Origin of the sequence: Pseudomonas saxonica, from assembly GCF_007858365.1 — a bacterium.
GTDB classification, from domain to species: Bacteria; Pseudomonadota; Gammaproteobacteria; order Pseudomonadales; family Pseudomonadaceae; genus Aquipseudomonas; species Aquipseudomonas saxonica.
In genome coordinates this window covers 1,105,169-1,128,559 of record NZ_VFIO01000001.1, presented here as the reverse complement: position 1 = coordinate 1,128,559, position 23,391 = coordinate 1,105,169, and the positions used below count along the sequence as shown (strand labels likewise).

Sequence of the window (23,391 nt, the reverse complement as noted above, 5' to 3'; positions counted from 1 at the left end):
CCATGCAAGGCGCATCGCTTCGTCATCAGCAACCTGTCCCCGGCCGCAAGCCGGTGCCTCGGGGTGCAAGCCGAATGGTGGCTAAAGAGCCGATGTCGGGGCGTCTGCCAAAAGCCAATTTCGGCTTTTTGAAGATACTGTTTTGGCCGGTGTTATTGGTTGTGTTGGGTTTTGGCACTTACGAAGGTGCGCAACGGTTGATGCCGTACGCGGACCGCCCGATCAGCAATATCAACGTGCAGGGTGATTTGACTTATATCAGCCAGCAAGCCGTGCAGCAGCGCATTGCCCCCTACATGGCCGCGAGCTTCTTCACGGTGGATCTGGAAGGCATGCGCACCGAGCTTGAGCAAATGCCATGGATTGCCCACGCAGAAGTACGCCGCGTTTGGCCTGATCAGGTGGTCATTCGCCTTGAAGAGCAACTGCCGGTTGCTCGTTGGGGTGATGCAGCCTTGCTCAACAACCAGGGGCAGGCATTTACCCCGCGTGAATTGGCCAATTATGAGCACTTGCCGCAGTTGTTTGGCCCACAGCGGGCTCAGCAGCAAGTGATGCAGCAGTATCAGGTGTTAAGCCAGATGCTGCGTCCGATGGGCTTTTCTATCGCCCGTCTGGAGCTGCGTGAGCGCGGTAGCTGGTTCCTGACCACTGGAGCTGGCAGTGCAGGGCCAGGAATCGAGCTGCTGTTGGGGCGCGATCACCTGGTAGAGAAAATGCGTCGATTCATAGCCATCTATGACAAGACGCTTAAAGAACAGATTACGAACATAGCGCGCATTGATTTGCGTTACGCCAACGGATTGGCCGTCGGCTGGCGGGAACCTGTGGCACCCACGATAGCCCAACCCGCTGTCGCGAAGAATTAAGAAGAGGCAGGACCCATGGCAAACGTGCAAAGCGGAAAAATGATCGTCGGTCTCGATATCGGCACCTCCAAGGTGGTGGCGCTGGTGGGCGAGGTCGGTGAAGACGGCACGATCGAAATCGTCGGTATTGGCACGCATCCGTCCCGGGGCCTGAAAAAGGGCGTGGTGGTGAACATCGAGTCCACCGTGCAATCGATCCAGCGCGCCATCGAAGAAGCGCAGCTGATGGCCGGTTGCCGGATTCACTCGGCATTCGTCGGCGTTGCCGGTAGCCACATCCGCAGCCTGAACTCCCACGGCATCGTGGCGATCCGCGATCGTGAAGTCAGTGCGGCCGATTTGGAGCGCGTTCTCGACGCCGCACAGGCTGTCGCGATTCCTGCAGACCAGCGTGTGCTGCACACACTCGCGCAGGATTACGTGATCGATAACCAGGAAGGCGTGCGTGAGCCGCTGGGCATGTCGGGCGTGCGGCTGGAAGCCAAGGTGCACGTGGTGACCTGTGCGGTAAATGCCGCCCAGAACATCGAGAAGTGTGTACGCCGTTGTGGCCTTGAGGTAGATGACATCATCCTTGAGCAACTGGCTTCGGCTTACTCCGTTCTCACCGATGACGAAAAAGAGCTGGGCGTCTGCCTGGTCGACATCGGCGGCGGCACGACGGACATCGCCATTTTCACCGAAGGTGCTATCCGCCATACGGCAGTGATCCCGATTGCGGGTGATCAGGTGACCAACGACATCGCGATGGCTTTGCGTACTCCGACTCAGTACGCCGAAGAAATCAAAATCCGTTACGCCTGCGCACTGGCCAAACTGGCGGGTGCCGGTGAAACCATCAAGGTACCAAGCGTGGGCGATCGTCCTCCGCGCGAGCTCTCTCGTCAGGCGTTGGCCGAAGTGGTCGAGCCGCGTTACGACGAGCTCTTCACCCTGATTCAGGCGGAGCTGCGTCGCAGCGGCTACGAAGACCTGATTCCGGCAGGCATCGTCCTGACCGGCGGCACTTCGAAAATGGAAGGCGCAGTTGAACTGGCGGAAGAAATCTTCCACATGCCGGTGCGTCTGGGCGTTCCGCACAGCGCCAAAGGCTTGTCTGACGTTGTGCGCAATCCGATTTACTCCACCGCTGTGGGCTTGTTGCTGTACGGACTGCAAAAGCAGTCGGACGGTATTTCCATATCGGGTATCAGCAACCGCGACAACTACAGCAGTGATGAACAGAAAGCCCCTGTATTCGAGCGCCTCAAGCGCTGGGTGCAGGGCAACTTTTAAAGCATGAGCAGTAAAAGATTCAAAGCGGTAGAAGTAGGCGAAAAAAACTAGAGAACTGTAAGGAGAGGGACCATGTTCGAACTCGTAGACAACATCCCGCAAAGCCCGGTAATCAAGGTTATCGGTGTTGGTGGTGGCGGTGGCAATGCTGTTAACCACATGGTTAAGAGCAACATCGAAGGTGTGGAATTCATCTGCGCCAACACTGACGCGCAAGCGCTCAAAAGCATCGGCGCGCGTACCATCCTGCAATTGGGCACCGGTGTGACCAAGGGCCTGGGTGCCGGCGCAAACCCTGAGGTCGGTCGTCAGGCCGCTCTGGAAGACCGCGAGCGCATCGCAGAAGTGCTGCAGGGCACCAATATGGTGTTCATCACCACGGGTATGGGCGGTGGTACCGGTACCGGTGCTGCGCCGATCATTGCCGAAGTGGCCAAGGAAATGGGCATCCTCACCGTTGCGGTGGTGACACGTCCGTTCCCGTTCGAAGGTCGCAAGCGCATGCAGATTGCTGACGAAGGTATTCGTCTGCTGTCTGAAAGCGTTGACTCGTTGATCACGATTCCGAACGAGAAATTGCTGACCATCCTGGGCAAGGACGCGAGCCTGCTGTCTGCGTTTGCCAAGGCTGATGACGTGTTGGCCGGTGCCGTTCGCGGTATTTCCGACATCATCAAGCGTCCGGGCATGATTAACGTCGACTTTGCCGACGTGCGCACCGTGATGAGCGAAATGGGCATGGCGATGATGGGCACTGGCTGCGCCAGCGGTCCGAACCGTGCACGTGAAGCGACCGAAGCGGCCATTCGCAACCCGTTGCTCGAAGACGTAAACCTGGAAGGCGCTCGCGGCATCCTGGTTAACATCACTGCCGGTCCTGACCTGTCCCTGGGTGAGTACTCCGACGTGGGTAGCATCATTGAAGCCTTTGCTTCCGAGCACGCGATGGTCAAAGTGGGCACCGTGATCGATCCGGACATGCGCGATGAACTGCACGTGACCGTGGTAGCGACCGGTTTGGGCGCGAAAATCGAGAAACCGGTCAAGGTCATTGATAACGTGCAAGCTTCCTACGCACCTTCTCAGGCACATACTGCCCCTGCTCGTCAGGACGTACGTACCGAGCGTCAGGAGCAGCCAGTGGTTAATTACCGCGATCTGGACCGTCCTACCGTTATGCGTAATCAGGCTCAGCAGGGGGCAACAACCGCTGCCAAACTGAATCCGCAAGACGATCTGGACTATCTGGACATCCCGGCTTTCCTGCGTCGACAGGCTGATTAATGAAATCAATCAGGGGGATTAAGGTGATTGGTATTCAGCAAAGGCTCGGTCTGCTATTATCGCCAGCCTTTGTTGATACCAGTTCGCAATTTGCGCTGAAGCGGCCAATGCCATGATTAAACAACGCACCCTGAAAAATATTATCCGTGCCACAGGTGTCGGCCTGCACTCCGGTGAGAAGGTCTACCTGACCCTCAAACCTGCGCCTGTGGATACCGGCATCGTGTTTTGTCGTGCAGACCTTGACCCTGTGGTGCAGATTCCTGCTCGCGCGGAAAACGTCGGCGAGACGACGATGTCGACCACGTTGGTCAACGGTGATGTAAAAGTAGACACGGTAGAGCACTTGCTCTCGGCCATGGCTGGCCTGGGGATCGATAACGCCTACGTCGAACTCTCCGCGTCTGAAGTCCCGATTATGGACGGTAGCGCCGGGCCTTTCGTGTTTCTGATTCAATCGGCGGGCCTGGAAGAACAGGACGCGCCGAAGAAGTTCATTCGAATCCTGCGTGAAGTGACAGTAGAAGATGGCGACAAGCGCGCCACTTTTGTCCCTTTCGAAGGCTTTAAGGTGAGCTTCGAGATCGATTTCGATCACCCGGTTTTCCATAACCGTACCCAAAGTGCAAGCGTGGATTTTTCCAGCACTTCGTTTGTTAAAGAAGTCAGCCGCGCCCGTACTTTCGGTTTTATGAGTGACATCGAGTACCTGCGCAAGCACAACCTTGCACTCGGCGGTAGCGTAGAAAACGCCATCGTGGTTGATGCTAACGGTGTTCTGAACGAAGACGGCCTTCGCTATGAAGACGAATTCGTTAAGCACAAGATTCTCGACGCCATTGGTGACCTTTACCTCTTGGGCAATAGCCTGATTGGTGAGTTCAAGGGCTTCAAGTCTGGCCATGCACTGAACAACCAGCTGCTTCGCAAGCTGATTGAGCAGAAAGATGCATGGGAAGTCGTGACCTTTGAAGATGCCAGCACGGCACCGATCTCGTACATGCGTCCGGTTGCAGCAGTTTAAGTAAAAACTTCTTTCTCTAGTTTTGAAGGCCACCCTCGGGTGGCTTTTTTTATGGTGCGCATTCGTGCCGTCGCGGCAGTTAAAGCGTTTCGGGGGTAGGCTTGATCGCATTTAGCCCCGTTTCGTTGATCGCTACGACCCGGTTTCTCCCCCCTTTCTTGGCTTGGTACAGGGCTTTGTCCGCCATGCTTAACAACACTTGAACCTCATCTTTCGGCTTGGCATAACAGGTACACGCCCCCAGGCTGATCGTGAGTTTTTGCTTGCCCTGTGGCACAGGCTCCATGGCATTGACTGATGAGCGGATTTCTTCAGCCAATTGTCGGGCGCCCGCAGCATCTGTATCGGCCAGCACTACGGCAAATTCCTCACCGTCATAACGAGTTGCCAGGTCTCGTGGCCGGCGCATGTGCATGTTGATGACTTTGGCAACTCGACGAATAGCCTCATCACCGGTCTGATGCCCGTGGAGGTCGTTAAAGTGTTTGAAGTGATCAATATCTATCATCAAAAGCGAGACTGGCCGGCCTGTGCGCTGTGCAAAACGCCATTCTTCGGCAAGCGTTTTATCCAGAAAACGGCGATTGGCCAACCCGCTCAAAGGATCCGTAAAGGTAAGTTCATCCAGCGAGCGTTCGGCCTGTTGGCGCAAGTTCAGTTCATGCATCAACAGCAAAGTCAGCCAGATAATGCCCAGGCACAGCAGCAAGGTGGTGGTTCCAATCAGTAAGGCTGTATGCCACCAATTACTGAAAATATATTCTGTAGATAAGCCCACCACGACCACGATAGGCAAGTTGTAAACCTGGGAGAAGTTGTAGAGCCGCGACGCTTGATAGATTTCAGAGAGGGCGATAAAGCTACCGTAACCCTCATTCAGCAGTCGCACGTAGTTAGGGTGGCTGCCCAAATCCTCTCCCGTACTGATGGAGGGGATCGGTGGGTATTGCACCAGCATGATGCCGTCAGTGCGAAAGAGACTTATGCGACCATCGGGGCCCAGGTCCAGGCCGCGTAACAGGTTAGTGAAGTAATCCAGCTTCATCTGAGCAACGGCCACACCCGCAAAAGCGCCGTCCCCCGTTGACATGCGTCGGGAGAAACGGATGCTCCAGTCGCCATTTTTACCGCTGGTTTGAAACGGCCGGCTGATGAAGATCTCTGCACTGTCCAGTTCGCGATGTACCTTAAACCAAGGCTCCTCGGTCACGTGCGGGCCCAGGACGACGTCCGGTACTGAAGTTGCAATCACGTTGCCCGCTGCATTGAGCACATAAAAGCCGTCGTTAGAGGGCAGGTTGCTGGCTGTGTGAAATAGCAGGGTGTTTTGAAGGGGGGCAGAAAACGAATCGAGGGCACGGCTTTGGAACAAATTGATCAAGCTCATCAACGTTGTGTCGTAAAGCGATACGGTATTGCGTAACTCACGATCAATCAGTTGCACAAGATTAAACGCTGAGCGCGTGGCCTCTTGTTCGGTGTTGCGGTATTCGCGCACCAAAAAATAACTGACGATGCACAGAATTGACGCCACGAGCAGGGCAGATGCAGTTATCAATCGGCGCCGCGTGAGGGCCTGTGTGCGAACGTAGAATGAAATAGCTCGACCCTCACTGATATCCACGGCGCCGGGATGAGACACAACCAAGAAGCTCAAGGCCAGCAAGGGCCAGCCTTGAGCTCATCGTTTAAAACACGTCCAGAGGATAGTCGATGATTACACGGTATTCATCAACATCGTTATCCACTGTTTGGTAAGCCGTGTTGCCGCGGTTGGTCGCCCAGCGCAGGCTGACTGCGAGGTCTTTGGCTTTGCCATCCTGAATCACATATTTGAGGCCCAGATCGCGTTCCCAGTGGTGAGCATTTTTACCTTCTGGGTTATACCAATTGCCATACCCGATGCTGTTGGGGTCGGCTTTGGTCAAGTCCAGTTCGCCACGAGAGTACGAAACGCTTGAGGTCAGGCCTGCGATCCCAATGCCAGCGAAGTCGTATTCGTATTGCAGCTTCCACGAGCGTTCGTTCGGGCCGTTGAAGTCTGAATATTGCTGTGAGTTGTCCAGATAGACGCTGTCGCCTTCATTGATGTAGTCAAACGGGGTATCACCATTTACTCGCTGATACACCGCTGTCACGGTGTGCCCCGCCATTGCCAGCGCCAAGTGAAGGCTGAACGTGTTGTTGTCGATGTCGCCGAGCAGCGCTTTGCCGCTGTTCTCAGTGTGATAGAAATGCACGCCGGGGTTTAGGCTGATGCTATCAGTCAGCGCGTGGGTGTAGTCCAGATCGTAGTAGTACTGGTTCCATACATCCTTGAGTTGCGCGGCATACAGGTTGCTGGTGATCTCGGGAATTCCGCTCCAGGATACGCCTGCCCAAGTCAGGTGCTTGGTGGTCTGATCGCCGAGGTCGCCATACGTGGTGGTCAGCCGGCGCATACCGCTTTGATCGTAAGGTTTGTCGAAGCTGACCTGACCGCCTTCCAGCATCCAGCCTTCGAAGCTGGTGTTGGTCAGACTGACGCCTTGAAAGGTCTGCGGCAACATGCGGGTTTCACCGCCTGCAATCACCGGGTTGGTCAAAAACAGATCGCCGGCTTTAAGTTCCGTGTCAAACGCACGGATCTTCAGCGCGGCCCCACCGGACGAGAACGAGGTTGGCGCTTTGCCATTGCCATCACTCACCGGCAGGATGCTGCTGCCATCGGTACCGCCGCCACCGTCGAGCTTGAGGCCCAGCATGCCGTAGGCATCCAGGCCAAAGCCGACAACGCCCTGAGTGAAGCCGGATTCGAATTTAGCGATAAACCCTTGGCCCCACTCCTTGCTGTCATCAGCATGGGGGCTGCGGATGTCGTGGTTCATATAGTAGTTGCGGGCGTGCAGGTTAAGGCTGGAGCCTTCAATGAAACCGTCTTTTGCGGTTTCGTCGTCGGCGTGGGCAAAGGTTGGGATCGTTGCAGCCAGGGCAATGAATAACGGACTGAGTTTAAGTGAAGACTTCACCAGTGAGTTGCTCCTTGAGAGTGGCGGCAGTTGTTATTTTCGTTGAGTAGTCAGTTCTTGTTCTAAGGCACGCCTGGGTTGGCCGCAGCTTTTTTCGAAACAAAAAAAAGCCGCTATGATAGCGGCTTTTGAAACAGTTGGTCACATTAGTGACGTGTGACCCACTGCGACGGGAAGTCTTGGAGCTTCGAATCAGCTGTCTTTCGCTTCATCGGTGGTGCTGGCTTTAGCTTGTGTTTGCTGAGGCTGCACATCGTTTTGATGCTGTGCTGTCAGCTCTGCCTGGTGCTGTTCAAAGGCTGCTGCACGGGCCGCATTTTGGGCGACGAATGCAGGTGATTCTTCCGCCATGGCCAGGGGCGACAACAACAAAGATGACAAAACGAAAACGCTAGCCATACCCATACTGCTGGACATTTCAAAGACCTTCTTGCTGAGCAAGTTCTGTGTGGTTGAGACAAATTTATAGCGGTATGGGGGGGCGAAAAAGCCCTGATTTTAACAAGGACTTTTGCGTTTTGAGTAACAAAGGCTGAAAGGTGCGGGGTAGAGCTGTGCTTGGTTTCAGTGGCGCGTCTGTAGCGGCTGACGAGAAATGCCTGACACACCGAGGGCCTCATGGTACGACCGCTTCGCGCTCGATCGCTGACGAGGCACGAAGGCTGCGATCGGCGGCAAAGCCGTCGTAAAACCTGACACACCGAGGCGTCCATTGTGCGACCGCTTCGCGCTCGAACGCAGCCTCGCACTACTCGTCAGCTGCTACGAGGATTTGCGCTCAACTCTTCTGCTTAATGTGCGTCTGTCGTGTTTTGAGGCTCTGAAAACTTAACCTTGTAATAGTCCATCAGGCTTTGCCCTTGGCTAAAGGCCAAATTCACTTCGGCGCTTTCTTGCACTAATTCTGCGCTGGGCTGAGCGTGTTGTTCGGCGGGTAAAGGTTTCGACCATTCACGAATCGATTCGGGGAAGGCAGCCTTCGGGCGGGTGTTTATCCATTGAGCAAACCGGCAAGGCAATGTCCAGCCGCTGCAAAACTGAATGGTCAAAAAGCCAACTGCATACACCGGCCAGGAGTGCATTTCGCGGTAAACCCCTCGGCACATATGGAAGTACGCCACGGTGCCCTCTTGAAATTCTTCGTCTATCAATAAGGGCGTCGGCAAGGCGTCCGGGCCTTGCTCCATATACACCCGCAGCGCCTCCCATTCGCTGACGGCCAAACTTGGATGACCGGTGGACAGCGTCATCCATATCACTTCACCGCTGTTGCTGTCACGCAACCCAATCATCAGGGAATAGCTGGACATCACGGAGTATTGGGTAATAACGGTGCCCGCTGTGACACAGGCAATGACTTCTTCCCAGGGAACAATCAGTGGAGGTTGGCCTTTTTCTCGGACGTAAACGACTTCTCGGCGTTGACGGTTGAAACGGACTGGGGGTTGGGAAGTTATTTGGTGAATGCTTTTATAAAGGGGAACGCCAGCCAGTACCATCAAGATGGTTATAAAACCCCAAAAGTAATAATTAGGAAGCACCAAAGTAAGTAATATCTCAAACGGTGAATCCCCATGTTCAATATAATCATGAACACCTAAACCCAGCCCAGTTATGAAAAATAACATCACCATAAACATGATTGATCCCACAGGAGCTCTTACAGCAAACTCTAATCCCTTGACACCCTGAGCGAAATCCAAAAAAACTTCATTCACCTCTCTATGCATTCGCAACCCAGTAAAAGGAGTTGCTCCCGTAGGCAAAGGCTTGGGTGAAAGATAAAACGCCTCTGTGCCGTTTTTATTTTCAAAATCCCCGGCATGCGGTAACCGATTGTATTTAGAATCACCCATTATTTTCACCCGTAGGCTCAGGCTCTGAAAACTTGACCTTGTAATAATCCATCAGGCTTTGCCCTTGGCTAAGGGCCAAATTTAGTTCGGCGCTTTCTTGCACTAATTCTGCGCTGGGCTGAGCGTGTTGTTCGGCGGGTAAAGGTTTCGACCATTCACGAATCGATTCGGGGAAGGCAGCCTTCGGGCGGGTGTTTATCCATTGGGAAAACCGGCAAGGCAATGTCCAGCCGCTGCAAAACTGAATGGTCAAAAAGCCAAACGCATACACCGGCCAAGAGTGCATTTCGCGGTACACCCCCCGGCACATATGGAAGTACGCCACGGTGCCTTCTTGAAACTCTTCGTCTATCAGTAATGGCGTTGGCAAGGCATCCGGGCCTTGCTCCATATACACCCGCAGCGCCTCCCATTCGCTGATAGCCAGACTTGGATGACCTGTGGACAGTGTCAACCACACCACTTCGCCGCTGTTGCTGTCACGCAACCCAATCATCAGGGAATAGCTGGACATCACGGCGTATTGGGTAACAAGGGTGCCCGCTGTGACACTGGCAATGACTTCTTCCCAAGGAACAATCAGAGGAGGTTGACCTTTTTCTCGGACGTAAACGACTTCGCGGCGTTGGCGGTTAAAGCGGATAGGGGGTGTAGAGGTTATGTGATGGATGCTTCGGTAAAGGGGAACACCTGCCATAATCATTAGAACTATAAGAAAACCCCACATTAAAGGATTTTGAATATATTCAAACAAAGTACTCCAGAACGGCCGGCCATAACTAAAAGCTGAGCAGGCTAAAATAACATTCACTACAGCAAAGAAAATCGCCATAAATATGATAGAACCTAACGGAGCTCGAACAGCGAACTCCAAGCCTCTGACACCCTGAGCGAAATCCAAATATACATCATTTACCTCTCTATGCATTTGCAACCCAGTAAAAGGAGCGGCTCCAGTAGGCAAGGGCTTTGGGGAAAGATAAAACGCCTCTGTACCGCTTTTGCTCTCAAAATCTCCGGCGTGTGGTAAACGTTCATATTTTGGATTATTCATTGAGGTGCTCCGGCTTAAGTTCATATACTTCAGCAGCACCAATATGAGGTACACCTGCGACCCCTTTTATGGGCGTATTAACACTAACGAGATCCAAAGGGATACGGTAATGGAGAAATAGGTTTTTGTTATCGAGTGGTGCAAATGCCAGTTCAGGCTGAACCGAAATCCGCATTAATAGGACTGCCTGTGGACCACACCACTCATACGGTAAGTTTAACTGCAGTGAGAGAGAGGAATTACTCACAAGCTTGCAGCTTTTGCGAACTTCTTCACCGACTTCTTTCAGAGCGGTGAAATTATCTCGTTGCCACTGTGCTGTAAATTCAATTGGATTTTCCGCCAATGCCTGTACATTCATGCCCGGAAAGCTAACAGACAAAGTGCGAAAACTGTCCAGTTCATTTTCAGGCTGAGTAATACCGTGATCAGTAATGACTGGCTGTAATGTAGCCTCTGCCAAGCGCTGGGCATGGGTGGGCCAATCCCATTCTTGATCTTCATTCCCCCAGCAGCAATTCAACAACCATCGCTGGCTTTCATCAAGATTGTAATATTTGTAAATGGTCTCCCCCCCGTAACTCAATGCCATAAAGCCTAGCGTCCACGGGGTGAGTCTGGCGGCATAGAATGCATAGCGGCTACTGCTCAATGACCAAGCCTCACCTAACGCCTTTGCCCCTGCGCCTCGTAATCTTGCTGCAACAACTGGAGCAAACTCTACCCACGCTCTTACCGTCCATATACCCCCTACTAGGCTACTGCCTGTATCTCCGGTCAGCGCTATTAAAGCTCCGGCTCTTTCGCCTGCACTACCCGTGCGAATAGCTGAGATCCATTTATTGAAATTACTTATCGATACACCAAGTGCTCCTACAAAAGCTAATGGTGAGATAAAAATTCCAAGGCCCAAACTCAACTTCGCAATTTTAACAGCCAGCAACATTCCATTTGCACCTTGGCTGTTAATCTGGACAGCCCTGAAGGCTTTTTCGACTAGAGATATATGGACAGCCTGATATACGGATAACGCAGATGAGATCGCAGCTGCTATTGCACCTCCAATTATAAATCGCTCTTTAAGCCCATCCGTGCCCTCAGTGATATGCTTCCCAAACTCCACCCAAGCATCCCTCAACGCCTGCGTCTGCCATAACATCAATGCCAGCGGCAGCCAGCCACTTTTAAACGCTGCCACGCCCGCGTGCCCTTCGCCGTAGCCTCCGCGCACGCCGGAGCGCAGCCGTTTTATCTCTTCATCCAGATAAGCCTTTTGCCGTGGATCAAGATCAAGTTTGACCCCAATAAAACCGGCCGCCTGACTGCTGGTGACCGTCAGGCTGCTTTGTATTTGTTGCACCAACTGCCAGCGCTGAGAGCGGGCTTCGTTCCACAAGTTGTAGTAACGCTCAACGTTGAGCCGGGCACGTTCTCGCTGCAGGTCGCTGAGGTACCTGCGGTTGCTGTCTTTTTGGGACAGTTTGAAGTTGTACTTGTAGGTGTCTTCGTTTTTCAGCAACACATTCAGGTTGGCCATGCGGATGCTGAACTCCTGCACGTGCTGTGCACTGGCCACGTGTAAGGTCGCGCCTGAATGTTCCAGTGCGATCAGACCGGCTAAACGATGAGCGCGGTTGGTGACGGTGTTTAAATCGTCCAGATGCGCTTTGAGCGTGGGGTTGTTCAGTTCGGTTTGCAGTTTGATCAGCCATTGCTCTGTGCGCAGCGCGGCCGCAGGCGCATAGATGGCCTGCACCAACTGGCTGTTGTTGGACGCTTGCTGATTGAGCGTCACGCTGTTACCCCAATACCGCCCCATCAGTTCACTCACTTGCACCCGGTGGGCTTGGGCCTTGGCAATGTTTTCCTGCGCGTGGAGGCTGTCATCCAGAAGCTTGATGAGGTCGGGCGCTTTGCTGTTGAGAAAGGTCCAGTCCAGTCGGCTGCCGAAGGCGGGCAACAGGTAGTACGGGTGCGCGTGCAAGTATTCGCTGACCGCTTCAAGGCTTTCATCGGTGCGGCACAGGTCGCGCAGGCAGTTGTGCTCGGCCACCAGCACGGCGTTCAGTTGTTCTTCGATGCTGGGGTCGTAGGCCCACAGGCTACGGTGCATGTCACCGCGGGTTAACAGGTGCGTGCGGTCGACGGTGATGCGGTCCAGTCGGGCGGTCCATCGCTTGATGTGCACCCGCTGCGCTTCGAGGTAGGCGGTCATTTCCTGGTGCCGGACCAAATCATGAATGCCGCGAGCGCCCAACCCTTTGCCTTGCAGCGCGGCATCGCCGTGGTCTTGCAGGGCTTCGATGTCGTCTTCCAGTTCGTCATGCAGCGGCTGGCCGAGGGCGTCGTGCATGGCCTGTTTTTTGTCGACCATGGTTTGTCGAATCGCCCGGCTGTTGGCGTCGTAACCTTGGCCGGGGTAGGCGGCTTTTTCCGGGCTGGCACTGCTGGGCAGGCCTTTTAACGTATTGCGTGCATTCAAGTAGTCGTAGATCGCCTCCCGTTGTTGCGGGGTGGTTTTTTCGAACAGTTTGGGGCTGACTCCCGCGTTCGGGGCGCTTTGGTCGTTCAGGACCATGAGGGTTTCGATGTAGCTGCCCACCAGATATTTCAGTTCATGTTTTTCCTTGGCCACCCACTCATCGATCCAGCTCACCACGGTGTCTTGTTCTTCGGCCAGGTCGCGCATGACCCCAAGGGTGTCGTTGAACACCAGGTACAGATGGTCGTATTCGTAGGCCGCCAGCATCTGGCGTTTGACCGCGGCGATGGGGGTCTTTTTGAACAGTGGCGTGTCTTCCCAGACGTAGTCCTGGGTTTCCTGCGGGTGAAAGCCTTCTGACGGAGCAATGCTTGAGGGCGCTTCGGCGACTTCGGCCAGCCACTGCTTGGCTTGCGCGTCGGTCAGCAAATGCGTCCCGCCTTTGACGCAGTCGGCGCTGCTCAAGTCGACGCATTGCATGAAGTGATCGCGGTCGGGGCGGCTGTCGATCATTTTTGAGCATTTGTGGGCCGTCCACTGAACCTCGCTGTAGGCGATGTGCAAGGTGGTGGCGCGTGAGAATAGCAATACATGCTGGGTGTCCATGCCTGGGCGGTGGTCCTGGCTGGCCTCGTTGCCTTGCCAGACAAATTGGCTGACTTCACCGTTTTCCACCCGGTATTCGTGCAGGTAGCCGCTGGTGTTGTCGATCACGTACAGCCAGCCATCCCGTACCAGACGTATGCCCATTGGCCGTGAGGTGGTCTGGTAAGGCAAGGACAACGCTGCCGCTGGGTCGAGCCGCTCGACCAGGCCATAGCGCAGCGGCAACAGTTGTACTTTGGGTTTGCGCAAGGGGCATACGCCCAGGGCTGATTTGGCATCACTGCGACGCAAATCCAGATGGTTAGGGTTTGTCAGCGTCATGGGCGTTTGCTCCCAAGGGTTTGGAATCTTGAGAAGGCGAGTGCAACGGCTTTCTCAAGGCGCAGTGATGCAGTGAGTTCGGACGGTTGAGTGATCAACGCGGCAATGTCGGGGTGGCGCTGCAATACCTCGTTGCCTAACATCAGGCCGAGCGTGGTGTAACGCCATATGTCCTGTTCGCTCGTATAGCCCGCGTGGTAGGCCTGATTGGCGAATTCATGGATCCATTGCCATCGCGCCTCCGGTGGTAAACCGGCTCCAGCGTCGGGGAATGTGTTTCGAAGGTGCTTTTCCAGCTCTTTGATAACCCCGCGAAAGCTCACGTCATCCAGCTTCGCCTGCTGCGCTTCGCATACCCCGTAAGGCCCGTCAGGCAAGGCTCGCACTGTACCTTCGGGGCGGGCATGTTGGTGCCAGCCATTGCAGACCACATCCGGCAGGACGACGCGCTCCATCGGGCCAAACACTTCAGGTTTACGGGTGTCGATGGCATGGCTTAAAACGGTGTGCATCACCGATGGATCGGCAATCCGTAGCCATACGTTTAGCCCTTGTGGCTGGTACTGGGCATTAAGTAACAGGCGCAAGTGGCGGATGACGTCGAACGCACTCGCCTGGCTGTAAATCAAATAGCCCCATTCTTCACCGCTATGGGCCAGGTAGTGACCAAGGCCGGGTGTGTTCGGGCCATTGAGCGTGATCAGACAGGGGGAAATTTCATTGCAAGAAGCCAACGGTGTGGTCGCGTACAGCACTTGAATTTCAGGCGTGCCGTACCACTCGGTGATCTTGGCTTGCAGGTTGTTCACACTCACGCCATCAAGCAGCAAATAAGCATGGGTCTGCCAAGGCAGATCGTCAGGCAGCGTCTCAAGCGTCGACATGGACTACCCCTTGAGCAGTGGCTTGCTTTAAGGCTTCGCATTGCGGGCAAGCCGGGTGCTTCTGCTGTAACGCCTGCATTTGCGTCGCAGGCGCCAGCACAAGGCTGTGCAACGCCTCGACTTCACCCGGTATCAACGGGCTGGCCGGCGTACCCGGCACCGGCGCACCGCCCAGCACAATCGGCGTGCTGCTGAAAATCCCGCCGCCGCCAATCACCAGGTGCTGACCACCGGCCATCAAGGTGATGTTCGCGCCTGCCTCCAGCACCACCCGAGCACCCGCCTGCAAGCTCACTTCTTGCCCGGCCTCGGCTGCCAGTAATTGCCCCACCCGCGTGTGGCTGCTGGTGGCCACCTGCAAATGGTCGCTGGCCTTGAGCTGCACTTTGCGATCCCCTGTAACGGTGTGCTGCTCCTGCGCCTTGAGCACCACCACACTGTTGCCAGTGACCCGGGTTTCGCTGGCGCCTTCGATGTGCACGCGGCTGTCGTTTTTGATGTGCTGTTGCAGGTCGCGCTGGGCGTGCAGGTAAATCAGCTCCTGGCCCTGACGGTCTTCGATGCGCAGTTCGTTGTAGCCACCACCACCGGGGGTGCTGCGGCTGCGAAAGACGCTTTGGGTTTTATGGGCGGGCAGTTCGTGCGCGACCGGGTTGATGCTATTGGGAAGGCACGAAGATATGACCGGAAAATCCGGGTCTGAATTGAGGTATTCCACTAGCACTTCCATGCCCACCCGGGGAATGGTCACGGCGCCATAGCCATCACCGGCCCAACTGGACGACACCCTGACCCAACAACTGCTTTGCTCGTTGTTGAGGTCGCTGCGATCCCAATGAAATTTAACGCGGACCCGACCGTACTCATCGCAATGGATCTCTTCCCCCGCCGGCCCGGTGACGCGCGCGGTCTGGCTGCCAATGATGCGCGGCTTGGCGTAGACCTTTTGCGGCCGGAAGGTCACTGCTTCTGGGATGCTCTCGAAAGTGTTGCGATAGCCCTGGGTAAACTCGTCGAGCTGCGCAGGCTGGCGGGTGCGGCTCTGCTCTTCCAGCACTTGCGGCTGTTTGCCTTCATGGTGAACGTGGGTCAGCAACCAACGGCCATTCCAAGCGGTGTTTTTATGCTCGCTCAGGGTCAGAAAGTGGCCACTGCACAGGCGCGGCTGATTGCTGGTGCCACTGGCCAGTCGGTGGCCAGTCTGGTGATGCTCCAGCGCGCGCTGGCTCAGCCGTTCACCGTCGACTTTTTGTTTGAAGCCGCCGGGGTATCTGTAGTGCTCAAGAACGCGCTCCTTGCGCTCGAAATGGCTGTCGGCTTCCAGCGTGCGGCTGGCTTTCTGGAAGTCGTAGTCGCGGCGCACGATGTGATTGGTGCCGATTTTCAGCCTCAGCTTGAAGCGGTCGATTGAGGGTTCGGCGGCGGCCATGCCGTTATTGGGCACGTAGGGCGTGGGGTGTGTTAGCGGAGTAAAGGCTTGCTGTTTGTCACCGAACACCAGTGTGTGGCCGTCAGGTGAATGCTTGAAGTAATAGTGAAAACCCTCTTCAAAACACAGGCGTTGAATAAAGTCCAAATCAGACTCGGCGTATTGCACGCAGTATTCGCGAGGCAAGCAGGGTGAAAAGGCATTGAAGGCGTAGGCATCGCTGAAAATGCCGTGCTCTTCGAGCAGTGTTTCAATGATCTGCTGGACGGTCAGGTTCTGAAAGATACGGTGGTTGGTGCGATATTTCAGGTTGGCCAGATGCGGCGTCAGTGTCAGGTAATAGCGGGTCAGGCGGCTGTCGGAGTGGCCCTGTTCAATGTCCAATATCTGCCCGTGAACACCGCACCCCTGATCGTCGAATGCCAGAAAAGCGCTGTGACTCATCAGGGTGTCGAGGTCAATACCAGCGTGTTCGCTGACCAGTTCAATCTTGAAGGCATAGGGCGTGCTGATGGCCTCTTCGCCGGTGAATTCCAGCACCTTGAAATCATGTTGAACGTGGTGGATGTGCAGGCTGAAGGGGTGTTGACGGGCTGACGTGGGCATGCCGGGTTCCTCCCTAAATAAAGGGCTGAACGCTAACGGATTGACAGGTGAGGGGGGTGTAGGAGGATTCTGAAAGATTCTAAATATGTATTACCGATTGTTCAGTGCTGTAGGTGAAGTGACGGTGGGAACACGATCAAAGACTGTGTCGCTGGCGAGGCACCGCTCAAGAATGACTGCTTTTTTCAGCGCGATATGTCGCGATGGATGGACTACACCGGCAAATGCAGGCCAAACGTATTTGTCCCATTGCGGCTGGTTACAAACACCTCGCCGCCGTGCATCAGCGTAATGGCCCTGACGATAGCCAGTCCCAGGCCGTGATTGGCGCCGCTGTTATGCCGCGAGGCATCAACACGGTAGAAGCGTTCGAACAAACGCGGTAGGTGCTCCTCGGCAATGGGGGCACCCGGATTGCTGATGCTGATACTCACCCGCTCAGCGCTCTGGCTGATTAGCACCTCAATCGATTGCCCTGCTTCGGTATGCTGCACCGCGTTGTTGAGCAGGTTAATCAGCGCTCGACGCAGATGAGCTTTTTCGATATCCGCCTGCGCATCGCCACTGACTCGAACCTGTACCTGCGCGTCTTCCAGAATGAATTCAAGATAATCCAGTGTCGTTGCCACTTCGTCCGCCAGCGACACGCGGGTCAGTTTGCTGGCTTTGCTGCCTTGATCCGCACTGGCCAAAAACAGCATGTCGTTAATGATGCTGCGCAACCGCTCCAGCTCCTCCAGATTGGATTGCAGCACCTCAAAGTAATGCTCCGCCGACCGCCCGCGGGTCAGCGCAACCTGGGTTTGGCCGATCAGGTTGGTCAGCGGCGAACGCAGTTCATGGGCCACGTCTGCGTTGAAGGATTCCAGACGGGTATAGGCCTGTTCAACACGTTCAAGGGTCGAATTGAATGCGTTGACGAATTGATCAAGCTCCGGCGGCAAAGCGTCCAGATGCAAACGTCCGGACAAGCGCGGAGGGGCCAGCTTCTGGGCTTCTTCAGACAAAGTGATCAAAGGTTTAAGGCCGATTTTGGCCACCCAATAGCCCAGCAGCGACGCCAGTAGCACCCCGATAATCGCCAGACTGATCAGAGCCACCAGCAATTGATGCTGGGTCTGGCGAAAGGTCTCGGTGTCGATGGCGATCAGAAAACGCAGTGCCGGGCGCTGCTCTTTGGCCGGCATCTGGCTGACCAGCACTTTGAACGGATAAGCCTCACCGGGCAGATGCAGGTCGCGTACACCGGGCGGGCCTTGAGCAAAATTCCGCACGATGGCGTCTGGGTGGCCGTACTCATAATTCGGATCGTCGCTGATAACCCAAAAATGGATGCGCTTGTCTTCTTCGCTGAGCAATTTGAGTTTGGTGCTCATTTTGGCCCAATGATCTGGATTGCCAAATCGGTTGATCGACGACTCCAGTACGCTGTAGCGCGCATCCAGTTCGGCTTCGGGCAGCAAGCCGATACTTTTGTCGACTTGCTGGTACAGCGCCCCACCGATGAGCACAAACACCACCAAGGCCACCAGCGTGAACATGGCGCTCAGGCGAAGGGCGATGGCGTTCAAACGATGGGGCCGCTTAGGCACTACGTCGCTCCAGCACATAACCCATACCGCGAATGGTGTGCAGCAATTTGTGCTCGAAGGGGCCGTCAAGTTTGGCGCGCAGGCGTTTGATGGCGACTTCGACCACATTGGCATCGCTGTCGAAATTGATGTCCCAGACCATCTCGGCTATGGCGGTTTTAGAGAGGATTTGGCCCTGGCTTCGCGCCAGTACGCTAAGCAATGAAAATTCCTTGGCTGTCAGGTCCAGGCGCGTACCCGAACGCGTCGCCTTGCGGCTGATCAAATCGATCCACAGGTCGTCGACTGTCACCTGCACTGGCTCGTGACCACCGCTGCGTCGGGTCAGGGCTTGCAGGCGAGCCACCAGTTCCAGAAACGAAAACGGCTTGCCCAGGTAATCATCGGCTCCTTCGCGCAGGCCGCGAATGCGGTCTTCAACCCGTTCGCGCGCGGTCAGCATGATCACCGGGGTTTGTTTGCGGGCGCGCAGAGCGCGTAACACAGCAAAGCCATCCAGCCCCGGCAGCATCACATCAAGCACAATCACCGCGTAGTCGCTTTCCAGTGCCAGGTGCAAGCCTTCAATGCCGTCGCGGGCCACATCCACGGTGTAGCCTTGCTCCGTCAGGCCACGATGCAGGTAGTCTGCGGTTTTCTCTTCGTCTTCAATTATCAGAACGCGCATAACCCGCCTCAGTGATTCGTCGCCAGCAAGCTGACGGGTTTGGAACGATGGAACAGCCGCTCAAGCCACAAGTATATGACTGGCGTGGTAAACAGCGTCAGCGCCTGGCTCACCAACAGCCCGCCAACGACGGCAATGCCCAACGGCTGACGCAGTTCAGCGCCGGTGCCATAACCGAGCATCAATGGCAGTGCGCCGAGCAAGGCGGCGAGGGTGGTCATGATGATGGGCCGAAAACGCGTGAGGCAGGCTTCATAAATCGCCTGCTCAGGCGTTAAACCGCGAGTACGCTGGGCATCAAGGGCAAAGTCGACCATCAGAATGCCGTTCTTCTTGACGATACCAATCAGCAGAACCAAGCCGATCAGCGCCATGATTGAGAAGTCCTGACCACACAGCCATAGCATCAACAGTGCGCCAAGCCCGGCCGAAGGTAAGGTTGAGATGATGGTCAGCGGGTGTACAAGGCTTTCGTACAGCACGCCAAGAATGATGTACACCGCCACCAGTGCCGCCAGAATCAGCCACGGCTGGCTGGCCAGCGAGCTTTGGAATGCTTGTGCCGCGCCCTGAAAGTTGCCGCTGATGGTGGCCGGCATACCGATCTCGTTCTTCGCCTGATTGAGCATCAGCACCGCATCGCCCAGTGCCACGCCGGGCGCGAGGTTAAAGGACAGGTTGGCGGCCGGGAACATGCCGTCATGGCTGATCGACAACGGCCCGCTGACCGGCGCATCGACCTTGGCTACGGCGGACAATGGCACCATGTCACCGTTAAGCGGCGAGCGCAGATAGAAGTAGTTCAGGCTTTCGGCCTCGGCGCGCTGCTGTGCATCGACTTCCAGAATCACGTTGTACTGGTTGATCTCGGTCTGAAACTCATTGACCTGACGCTGGCCGAACGCGTCATACAACGCCTCATCAACATCGGTGGCGGTGAGGCCGAAGCGGGCAGCGGCGTTCCGATCAATGCTGATATGGGTGATGCTACCGCCCAGTTGCAGGTCGTTGGACAAGTCGCGGAAGGCCGGGTTGGCCCGCAGCTTTTCAGTCAGGCGCTGAGTCCAGGTGTTGAGCGTCGGCCCATCGTTGCTTTTAAGTACATATTGATATTGGCTGCGGCTTGGCCCCGAGCTGAGGTTGATGTCTTGCCCGGCGCGCAGGTAGAGCACGATGCCTGGCACTTTAGCCAGTTGCGGGCGGATACGGTCGATAAACTCGCTGGCGGACACGTCGCGGTCGCCGCGATCCTTGAGGGCAATCCAGAAGCGTCCGTTGGCGATGGTCTGGTTGCTGCCGGTCACCCCCACCGCGTGGGAGAACGCCTGCACGGCCGGGTCGTTGCTGATGATGTCGGCCAGCGCCAGATGCTTTTGTTTCATGTCAGTAAATGAAATATCGGACGCAGCCTCAGTGGTGCCGAGCACGAAGCCGGTGTCTTGCACCGGGAAGAACCCTTTGGGGATCAGCACATAGCCGGCAATGGCCATCGCCAGCGTGACAGCGAAGATCCCCAGCATCAGCCGTTGATAGGCCAGTGCGCGTTGCAACCCTCTGTCGTAAAGCCTCAGCAAGCGCTCACCAAACCCCGGTTTGGCATCGGCTTGATGCACCGGCGAACGCATGAACAGCGCCGCCAGGGTGGGCGCAAGGGTCAGCGACACCAGTACCGAAATCAAAATGGTCGAGGTGGCGGTCAGGGCGAACTCCTTGAACAGACGGCCCACCACGCCGCCCATAAACAGCAGCGGGATAAAGGCCGCCACCAGCGAAAAGCTGATCGACACCACGGTAAAGCCAATCTCGCTGGAACCTTTGATCGCCGCATCGCGCATGCTTTCGCCCGCTTCGAGATGACGGTGAATGTTTTCCACCACCACGATGGCATCGTCGACCACAAAACCCACGGCCACCACGATGGCCACCAGCGTCAGGTTATTCAAGCTGAAGCCCAATACATACATCAAGGCAAAACTGGCAATCAGTGACACACCGAGCACGGCAGATACGATCAGGGTGGCCGACCATTGGCGCAAGAACAGCGCCATTACGGCGATGACCAGCAGGACGGCAATCAGCAGGGTGATTTCCACCTCGTGCAACGACGCGCGAATGGTTTTGGTGCGGTCGCTCAGCACGGTCACTTCGACCGATGCCGGGAGCATTGCTTGCAAGCTCGGCAGGGCGGCCTGAATACGGTCTACCGTCTCGACAATATTGGCGCCGGGCTGGCGCGAAATCACCAGGTTGAGCCCCGGCTGATGGCCGGACCACGCTTGCACATAATCGTTTTCGGAGCCGTTGATCACCCGCGCCACGTCCCGAAGTTGTACCGGGGCACCGTCTTTGTAGGAGACCACTAACTGGCTGTACTCGTCGGCGTTGAACAATTGATCGTTGGTCGACAGGGTCGAAATGCTCGACGGCCCGTACAGCGCGCCTTTGGCCAGATTAAGGCTGGTTTGTTGAATGGCCAGACGTATATCGGCCAGCGTCAGGCCAATGGCGGCCAGTTTGTCCGCAGAGGCTTGTACCCGGATCGCCGGCCGCTGCTGGCCGGTGATATTGATCAGGCCCACGCCATCGATTTGGCTGATCTGTCGGGCCAGCAAGGTTTCGACGTAATCGCTCAGTTCTGTGCCGGGCATTTGCAAAGAGCTGATGCTGAGGATCAGCACGGGGCTGTCCGCCGGATTGACCTTCTTCCAGGTCGGTAATGTCGGCATGTCTTTAGGCAATTTGCCGGATGCGGTATTGATGGCCGCTTGCACCTCCTGGGCGGCGGTATCGATGCTTTTGTCGAGGGTGAATTGCAGGGTCAGGGTGGTCGATCCCAACGCGCTGCTGGAGGTCATTTGGGTCATGCCGGGGATCGCGCTGAACTGCACTTCCAGCGGGGTGGCTACCGACGACGCCATCGTGTCGGGGCTGGCGCCGGGCAATTGCGCCGAGACTTGAATGGTCGGGAATTCCGCCTCGGGCAAAGGCGCGATGGGCAGCCGCGGAAAGGCAATCAGCCCCAGCAATACCAGCGCAAAGGTCAGTAACACCGTGGCTATCGGGTGATCAACGCACCAGGCAGAGAGCGAGCGGCTGCGGCTCATGGTTGCACCGGCGGGTTGCTGCGTGCGTCGGTTAGCGCCGGTTCGCTCAAGACGGTGATGTGCGAGCCGGGTTTAAGCCGTGACTGGCCGTCGCTGACCAGTGTATCGCCCACATTGACCCCGCTGATCACGTTGAGCGCCGTGTTTTGATAGACGATCTGTACCGGTACGGTTTCAACCGAATCGCCCACCGTGCGGTACACGAAGTAATTATCCAGCCCGCGCTGCACCACCTGTGGCGGCACCACGAGGGCCTGTTGTTCAAGCCCGGTCTGGATCTCGATATTGACCAACTGGCCGGGCCACAAGGTGTGGGTGGGGTTATCAAATTGAGCTTTGACTTTGATCGTGCCGGTGGTTGCGGATACCTGATTATCGATCAGGCTCAAGCGGCCTTGGCCCAGCGGCGTACCTGCGGGGCCGGCGTTGCCTAGAAAGGCTTTGACCAAGGCCGGTTGTGGAGCGTCGAGGAGTGCGTGCAAGGTCGGCAGCAACTGTTGCGGTAACGAGAACTCCACGGCAATCGGGTCGATTTGGGTGACGGAAAACAGCCCCTGGGTATCGCTGACACGCAGGAAGTTGCCTTGGTCAACCGTGCGAATGCCAACGCGACCTGAGACCGGCGAGTGAATTTGGGTGAACGACAACTGAACTTCTGCAGCGGCAATCGCAGCCTGATAGCCCTTCGCTGTGGCGTTGAGCTCATCGACCAGCGCCTGCTGCTGGTCGAGGGTTTGTTTGGACACCCCGTTGTCGACACTGAGCAACAGGTAACGCTTGAGGTCGATCCGGGCGACTTGCAGTTGCGCCTGGTTTTGCCCTAACTGGGCTTTGGCTTGATCGAGGCTGGCCTTGATTGAACGGTCATCCAGGGTTGCCAGCAAATCTCCGGCTTTGACCGTTTGGCCTTCGGTTACCAGCAGCCGGGTCAGAATGCCGTCGATCTGCGGGCGTATGACCACACTGTGCAGGGACAGTACTGAGCCAATCCCGCTGACATAGCGCGGCACATCTTGCTGCACCACGTGAATCACCCTGACCGGTACGGGCGCAGCAGCGGATGACTTGAGAGGGGGGGGGCGTGTGGCCCACCACAGTGTGCCGCCGATAAGGGCAACAACTAATGTGCCCAGCACTATCTTATTGGTTTTGGTTGGCATGCCGGTTAGACGCCGTGTGCGTGAGGTGGTTGGATGGGCTCAGCCAAGGGTTATAACGCGTGAACCCGGTCAGTACAGTGACGGCTAACTGACATTACCGACAGCTTAATTAAAAAAGTGTGAAGGCTTGTCAGGATCTGTCATGAGTGGCCGATAGGCTGATTAATAAG

Annotated in this window: 16 protein-coding genes; 4 read left to right on the top strand and 12 right to left on the bottom strand. The window is 55.9% G+C overall.

The window, feature by feature from the left end:
• Positions 1 to 2: 2 nt before the first annotated feature.
• From FJD38_RS05225 to lpxC, 4 genes are all read left to right on the top strand, one after another.
• Positions 3 to 869 (top strand): cell division protein FtsQ/DivIB, encoded by an 867-nt coding sequence (locus tag FJD38_RS05225; RefSeq protein WP_122785719.1) that lies wholly within the window; start codon positions 3 to 5, stop codon positions 867 to 869.
• A 15-nt stretch (positions 870 to 884) separates the two neighbouring features.
• Positions 885 to 2,144, top strand: a complete 1,260-nt coding sequence (ftsA, locus tag FJD38_RS05220) for a cell division protein FtsA (protein ID WP_122785718.1) — start codon at positions 885 to 887, stop codon at positions 2,142 to 2,144.
• A 72-nt stretch (positions 2,145 to 2,216) separates the two neighbouring features.
• Positions 2,217 to 3,428 carry a cell division protein FtsZ gene (gene ftsZ, locus FJD38_RS05215; protein WP_122785717.1) on the top strand — a complete coding sequence of 404 codons (1,212 nt, stop codon included), beginning with the start codon at positions 2,217 to 2,219 and terminating at the stop codon, positions 3,426 to 3,428.
• A gap of 112 nt (positions 3,429 to 3,540) precedes the next feature.
• Positions 3,541 to 4,452 (top strand): UDP-3-O-acyl-N-acetylglucosamine deacetylase, encoded by a 912-nt coding sequence (lpxC, locus tag FJD38_RS05210; protein WP_122785716.1) that lies wholly within the window; start codon positions 3,541 to 3,543, stop codon positions 4,450 to 4,452.
• Between the two features lie 79 nt (positions 4,453 to 4,531).
• Here the strand turns inward: lpxC and FJD38_RS05205 are convergent, their stop codons facing one another.
• The 12 genes from FJD38_RS05205 to FJD38_RS05150 form a co-directional block, all read right to left on the bottom strand.
• Complete coding sequence (locus tag FJD38_RS05205; RefSeq protein ID WP_244302701.1) at positions 4,532 to 6,010, bottom strand: sensor domain-containing diguanylate cyclase; 1,479 nt, start codon at positions 6,008 to 6,010, stop codon at positions 4,532 to 4,534.
• A gap of 130 nt (positions 6,011 to 6,140) precedes the next feature.
• Positions 6,141 to 7,460, bottom strand: coding sequence for an OprD family porin (locus FJD38_RS05200; protein WP_122785715.1), 1,320 nt, complete (start codon positions 7,458 to 7,460; stop codon positions 6,141 to 6,143).
• Between the two features lie 192 nt (positions 7,461 to 7,652).
• Complete coding sequence (locus FJD38_RS05195) at positions 7,653 to 7,877, bottom strand: hypothetical protein (RefSeq protein ID WP_122785714.1); 225 nt, start codon at positions 7,875 to 7,877, stop codon at positions 7,653 to 7,655.
• 374 nt (positions 7,878 to 8,251) lie between these two features.
• Positions 8,252 to 9,316: a DUF6708 domain-containing protein gene (locus FJD38_RS05190; RefSeq protein WP_244302700.1), complete on the bottom strand. Its 1,065-nt coding sequence runs from the start codon at positions 9,314 to 9,316 to the stop codon at positions 8,252 to 8,254.
• Entirely contained in the window at positions 9,309 to 10,370 is a 1,062-nt protein-coding gene (locus tag FJD38_RS24735; RefSeq protein ID WP_233609212.1) for a DUF6708 domain-containing protein, read from the bottom strand. The genes FJD38_RS05190 and FJD38_RS24735 overlap by 8 nt, the downstream gene beginning before the upstream one ends.
• Positions 10,363 to 13,779, bottom strand: a complete 3,417-nt coding sequence (locus FJD38_RS05180; RefSeq protein ID WP_146384217.1) for a toxin VasX — start codon at positions 13,777 to 13,779, stop codon at positions 10,363 to 10,365. The genes FJD38_RS24735 and FJD38_RS05180 overlap by 8 nt, the downstream gene beginning before the upstream one ends.
• Complete coding sequence (locus tag FJD38_RS05175) at positions 13,776 to 14,663, bottom strand: DUF4123 domain-containing protein (protein WP_146384215.1); 888 nt, start codon at positions 14,661 to 14,663, stop codon at positions 13,776 to 13,778. Before FJD38_RS05175 ends, FJD38_RS05180 begins: the two co-directional genes overlap by 4 nt.
• Positions 14,650 to 16,698 carry a type VI secretion system Vgr family protein gene (locus FJD38_RS05170; RefSeq protein ID WP_146384213.1) on the bottom strand — a complete coding sequence of 683 codons (2,049 nt, stop codon included), beginning with the start codon at positions 16,696 to 16,698 and terminating at the stop codon, positions 14,650 to 14,652. The genes FJD38_RS05175 and FJD38_RS05170 overlap by 14 nt, the downstream gene beginning before the upstream one ends.
• Positions 16,699 to 16,910: 212 nt before the next feature.
• Positions 16,911 to 18,308, bottom strand: a complete 1,398-nt coding sequence (locus tag FJD38_RS05165) for a heavy metal sensor histidine kinase (RefSeq protein WP_146384211.1) — start codon at positions 18,306 to 18,308, stop codon at positions 16,911 to 16,913.
• Positions 18,283 to 18,957, bottom strand: a complete 675-nt coding sequence (locus tag FJD38_RS05160; protein WP_146384209.1) for a heavy metal response regulator transcription factor — start codon at positions 18,955 to 18,957, stop codon at positions 18,283 to 18,285. The genes FJD38_RS05165 and FJD38_RS05160 overlap by 26 nt, the downstream gene beginning before the upstream one ends.
• Before the next feature lie 8 nt (positions 18,958 to 18,965).
• Positions 18,966 to 22,061: a multidrug efflux RND transporter permease subunit gene (locus tag FJD38_RS05155; protein ID WP_146384207.1), complete on the bottom strand. Its 3,096-nt coding sequence runs from the start codon at positions 22,059 to 22,061 to the stop codon at positions 18,966 to 18,968.
• Positions 22,058 to 23,221, bottom strand: coding sequence for an efflux RND transporter periplasmic adaptor subunit (locus FJD38_RS05150; RefSeq protein WP_146384205.1), 1,164 nt, complete (start codon positions 23,219 to 23,221; stop codon positions 22,058 to 22,060). The genes FJD38_RS05155 and FJD38_RS05150 overlap by 4 nt, the downstream gene beginning before the upstream one ends.
• Positions 23,222 to 23,391 lie beyond the last annotated feature (170 nt).

Bases quoted from the DNA above. Each gene is read 5' to 3' on its own strand.
- FJD38_RS05225 (WP_122785719.1), top strand. From the start codon at position 3: ATGCAAGGCGCATCGCTTCGTCATCAGCAACCTGTCCCCGGCCGCAAG.
- ftsA (WP_122785718.1), top strand. From the start codon at position 885: ATGGCAAACGTGCAAAGCGGAAAAATGATCGTCGGTCTCGATATCGGC.
- ftsZ (WP_122785717.1), top strand. From the start codon at position 2,217: ATGTTCGAACTCGTAGACAACATCCCGCAAAGCCCGGTAATCAAGGTT.
- lpxC (WP_122785716.1), top strand. From the start codon at position 3,541: ATGATTAAACAACGCACCCTGAAAAATATTATCCGTGCCACAGGTGTC.
- FJD38_RS05195 (WP_122785714.1), bottom strand. From the start codon at position 7,877: ATGTCCAGCAGTATGGGTATGGCTAGCGTTTTCGTTTTGTCATCTTTG.
- FJD38_RS05190 (WP_244302700.1), bottom strand. From the start codon at position 9,316: ATGGGTGATTCTAAATACAATCGGTTACCGCATGCCGGGGATTTTGAA.
- FJD38_RS24735 (WP_233609212.1), bottom strand. From the start codon at position 10,370: ATGAATAATCCAAAATATGAACGTTTACCACACGCCGGAGATTTTGAG.
- FJD38_RS05180 (WP_146384217.1), bottom strand. From the start codon at position 13,779: ATGACGCTGACAAACCCTAACCATCTGGATTTGCGTCGCAGTGATGCC.
- FJD38_RS05175 (WP_146384215.1), bottom strand. From the start codon at position 14,663: ATGTCGACGCTTGAGACGCTGCCTGACGATCTGCCTTGGCAGACCCAT.
- FJD38_RS05170 (WP_146384213.1), bottom strand. From the start codon at position 16,698: ATGCCCACGTCAGCCCGTCAACACCCCTTCAGCCTGCACATCCACCAC.
- FJD38_RS05165 (WP_146384211.1), bottom strand. From the start codon at position 18,308: ATGTGCTGGAGCGACGTAGTGCCTAAGCGGCCCCATCGTTTGAACGCC.
- FJD38_RS05160 (WP_146384209.1), bottom strand. From the start codon at position 18,957: ATGCGCGTTCTGATAATTGAAGACGAAGAGAAAACCGCAGACTACCTG.
- FJD38_RS05155 (WP_146384207.1), bottom strand. From the start codon at position 22,061: ATGAGCCGCAGCCGCTCGCTCTCTGCCTGGTGCGTTGATCACCCGATA.
- FJD38_RS05150 (WP_146384205.1), bottom strand. From the start codon at position 23,221: ATGCCAACCAAAACCAATAAGATAGTGCTGGGCACATTAGTTGTTGCC.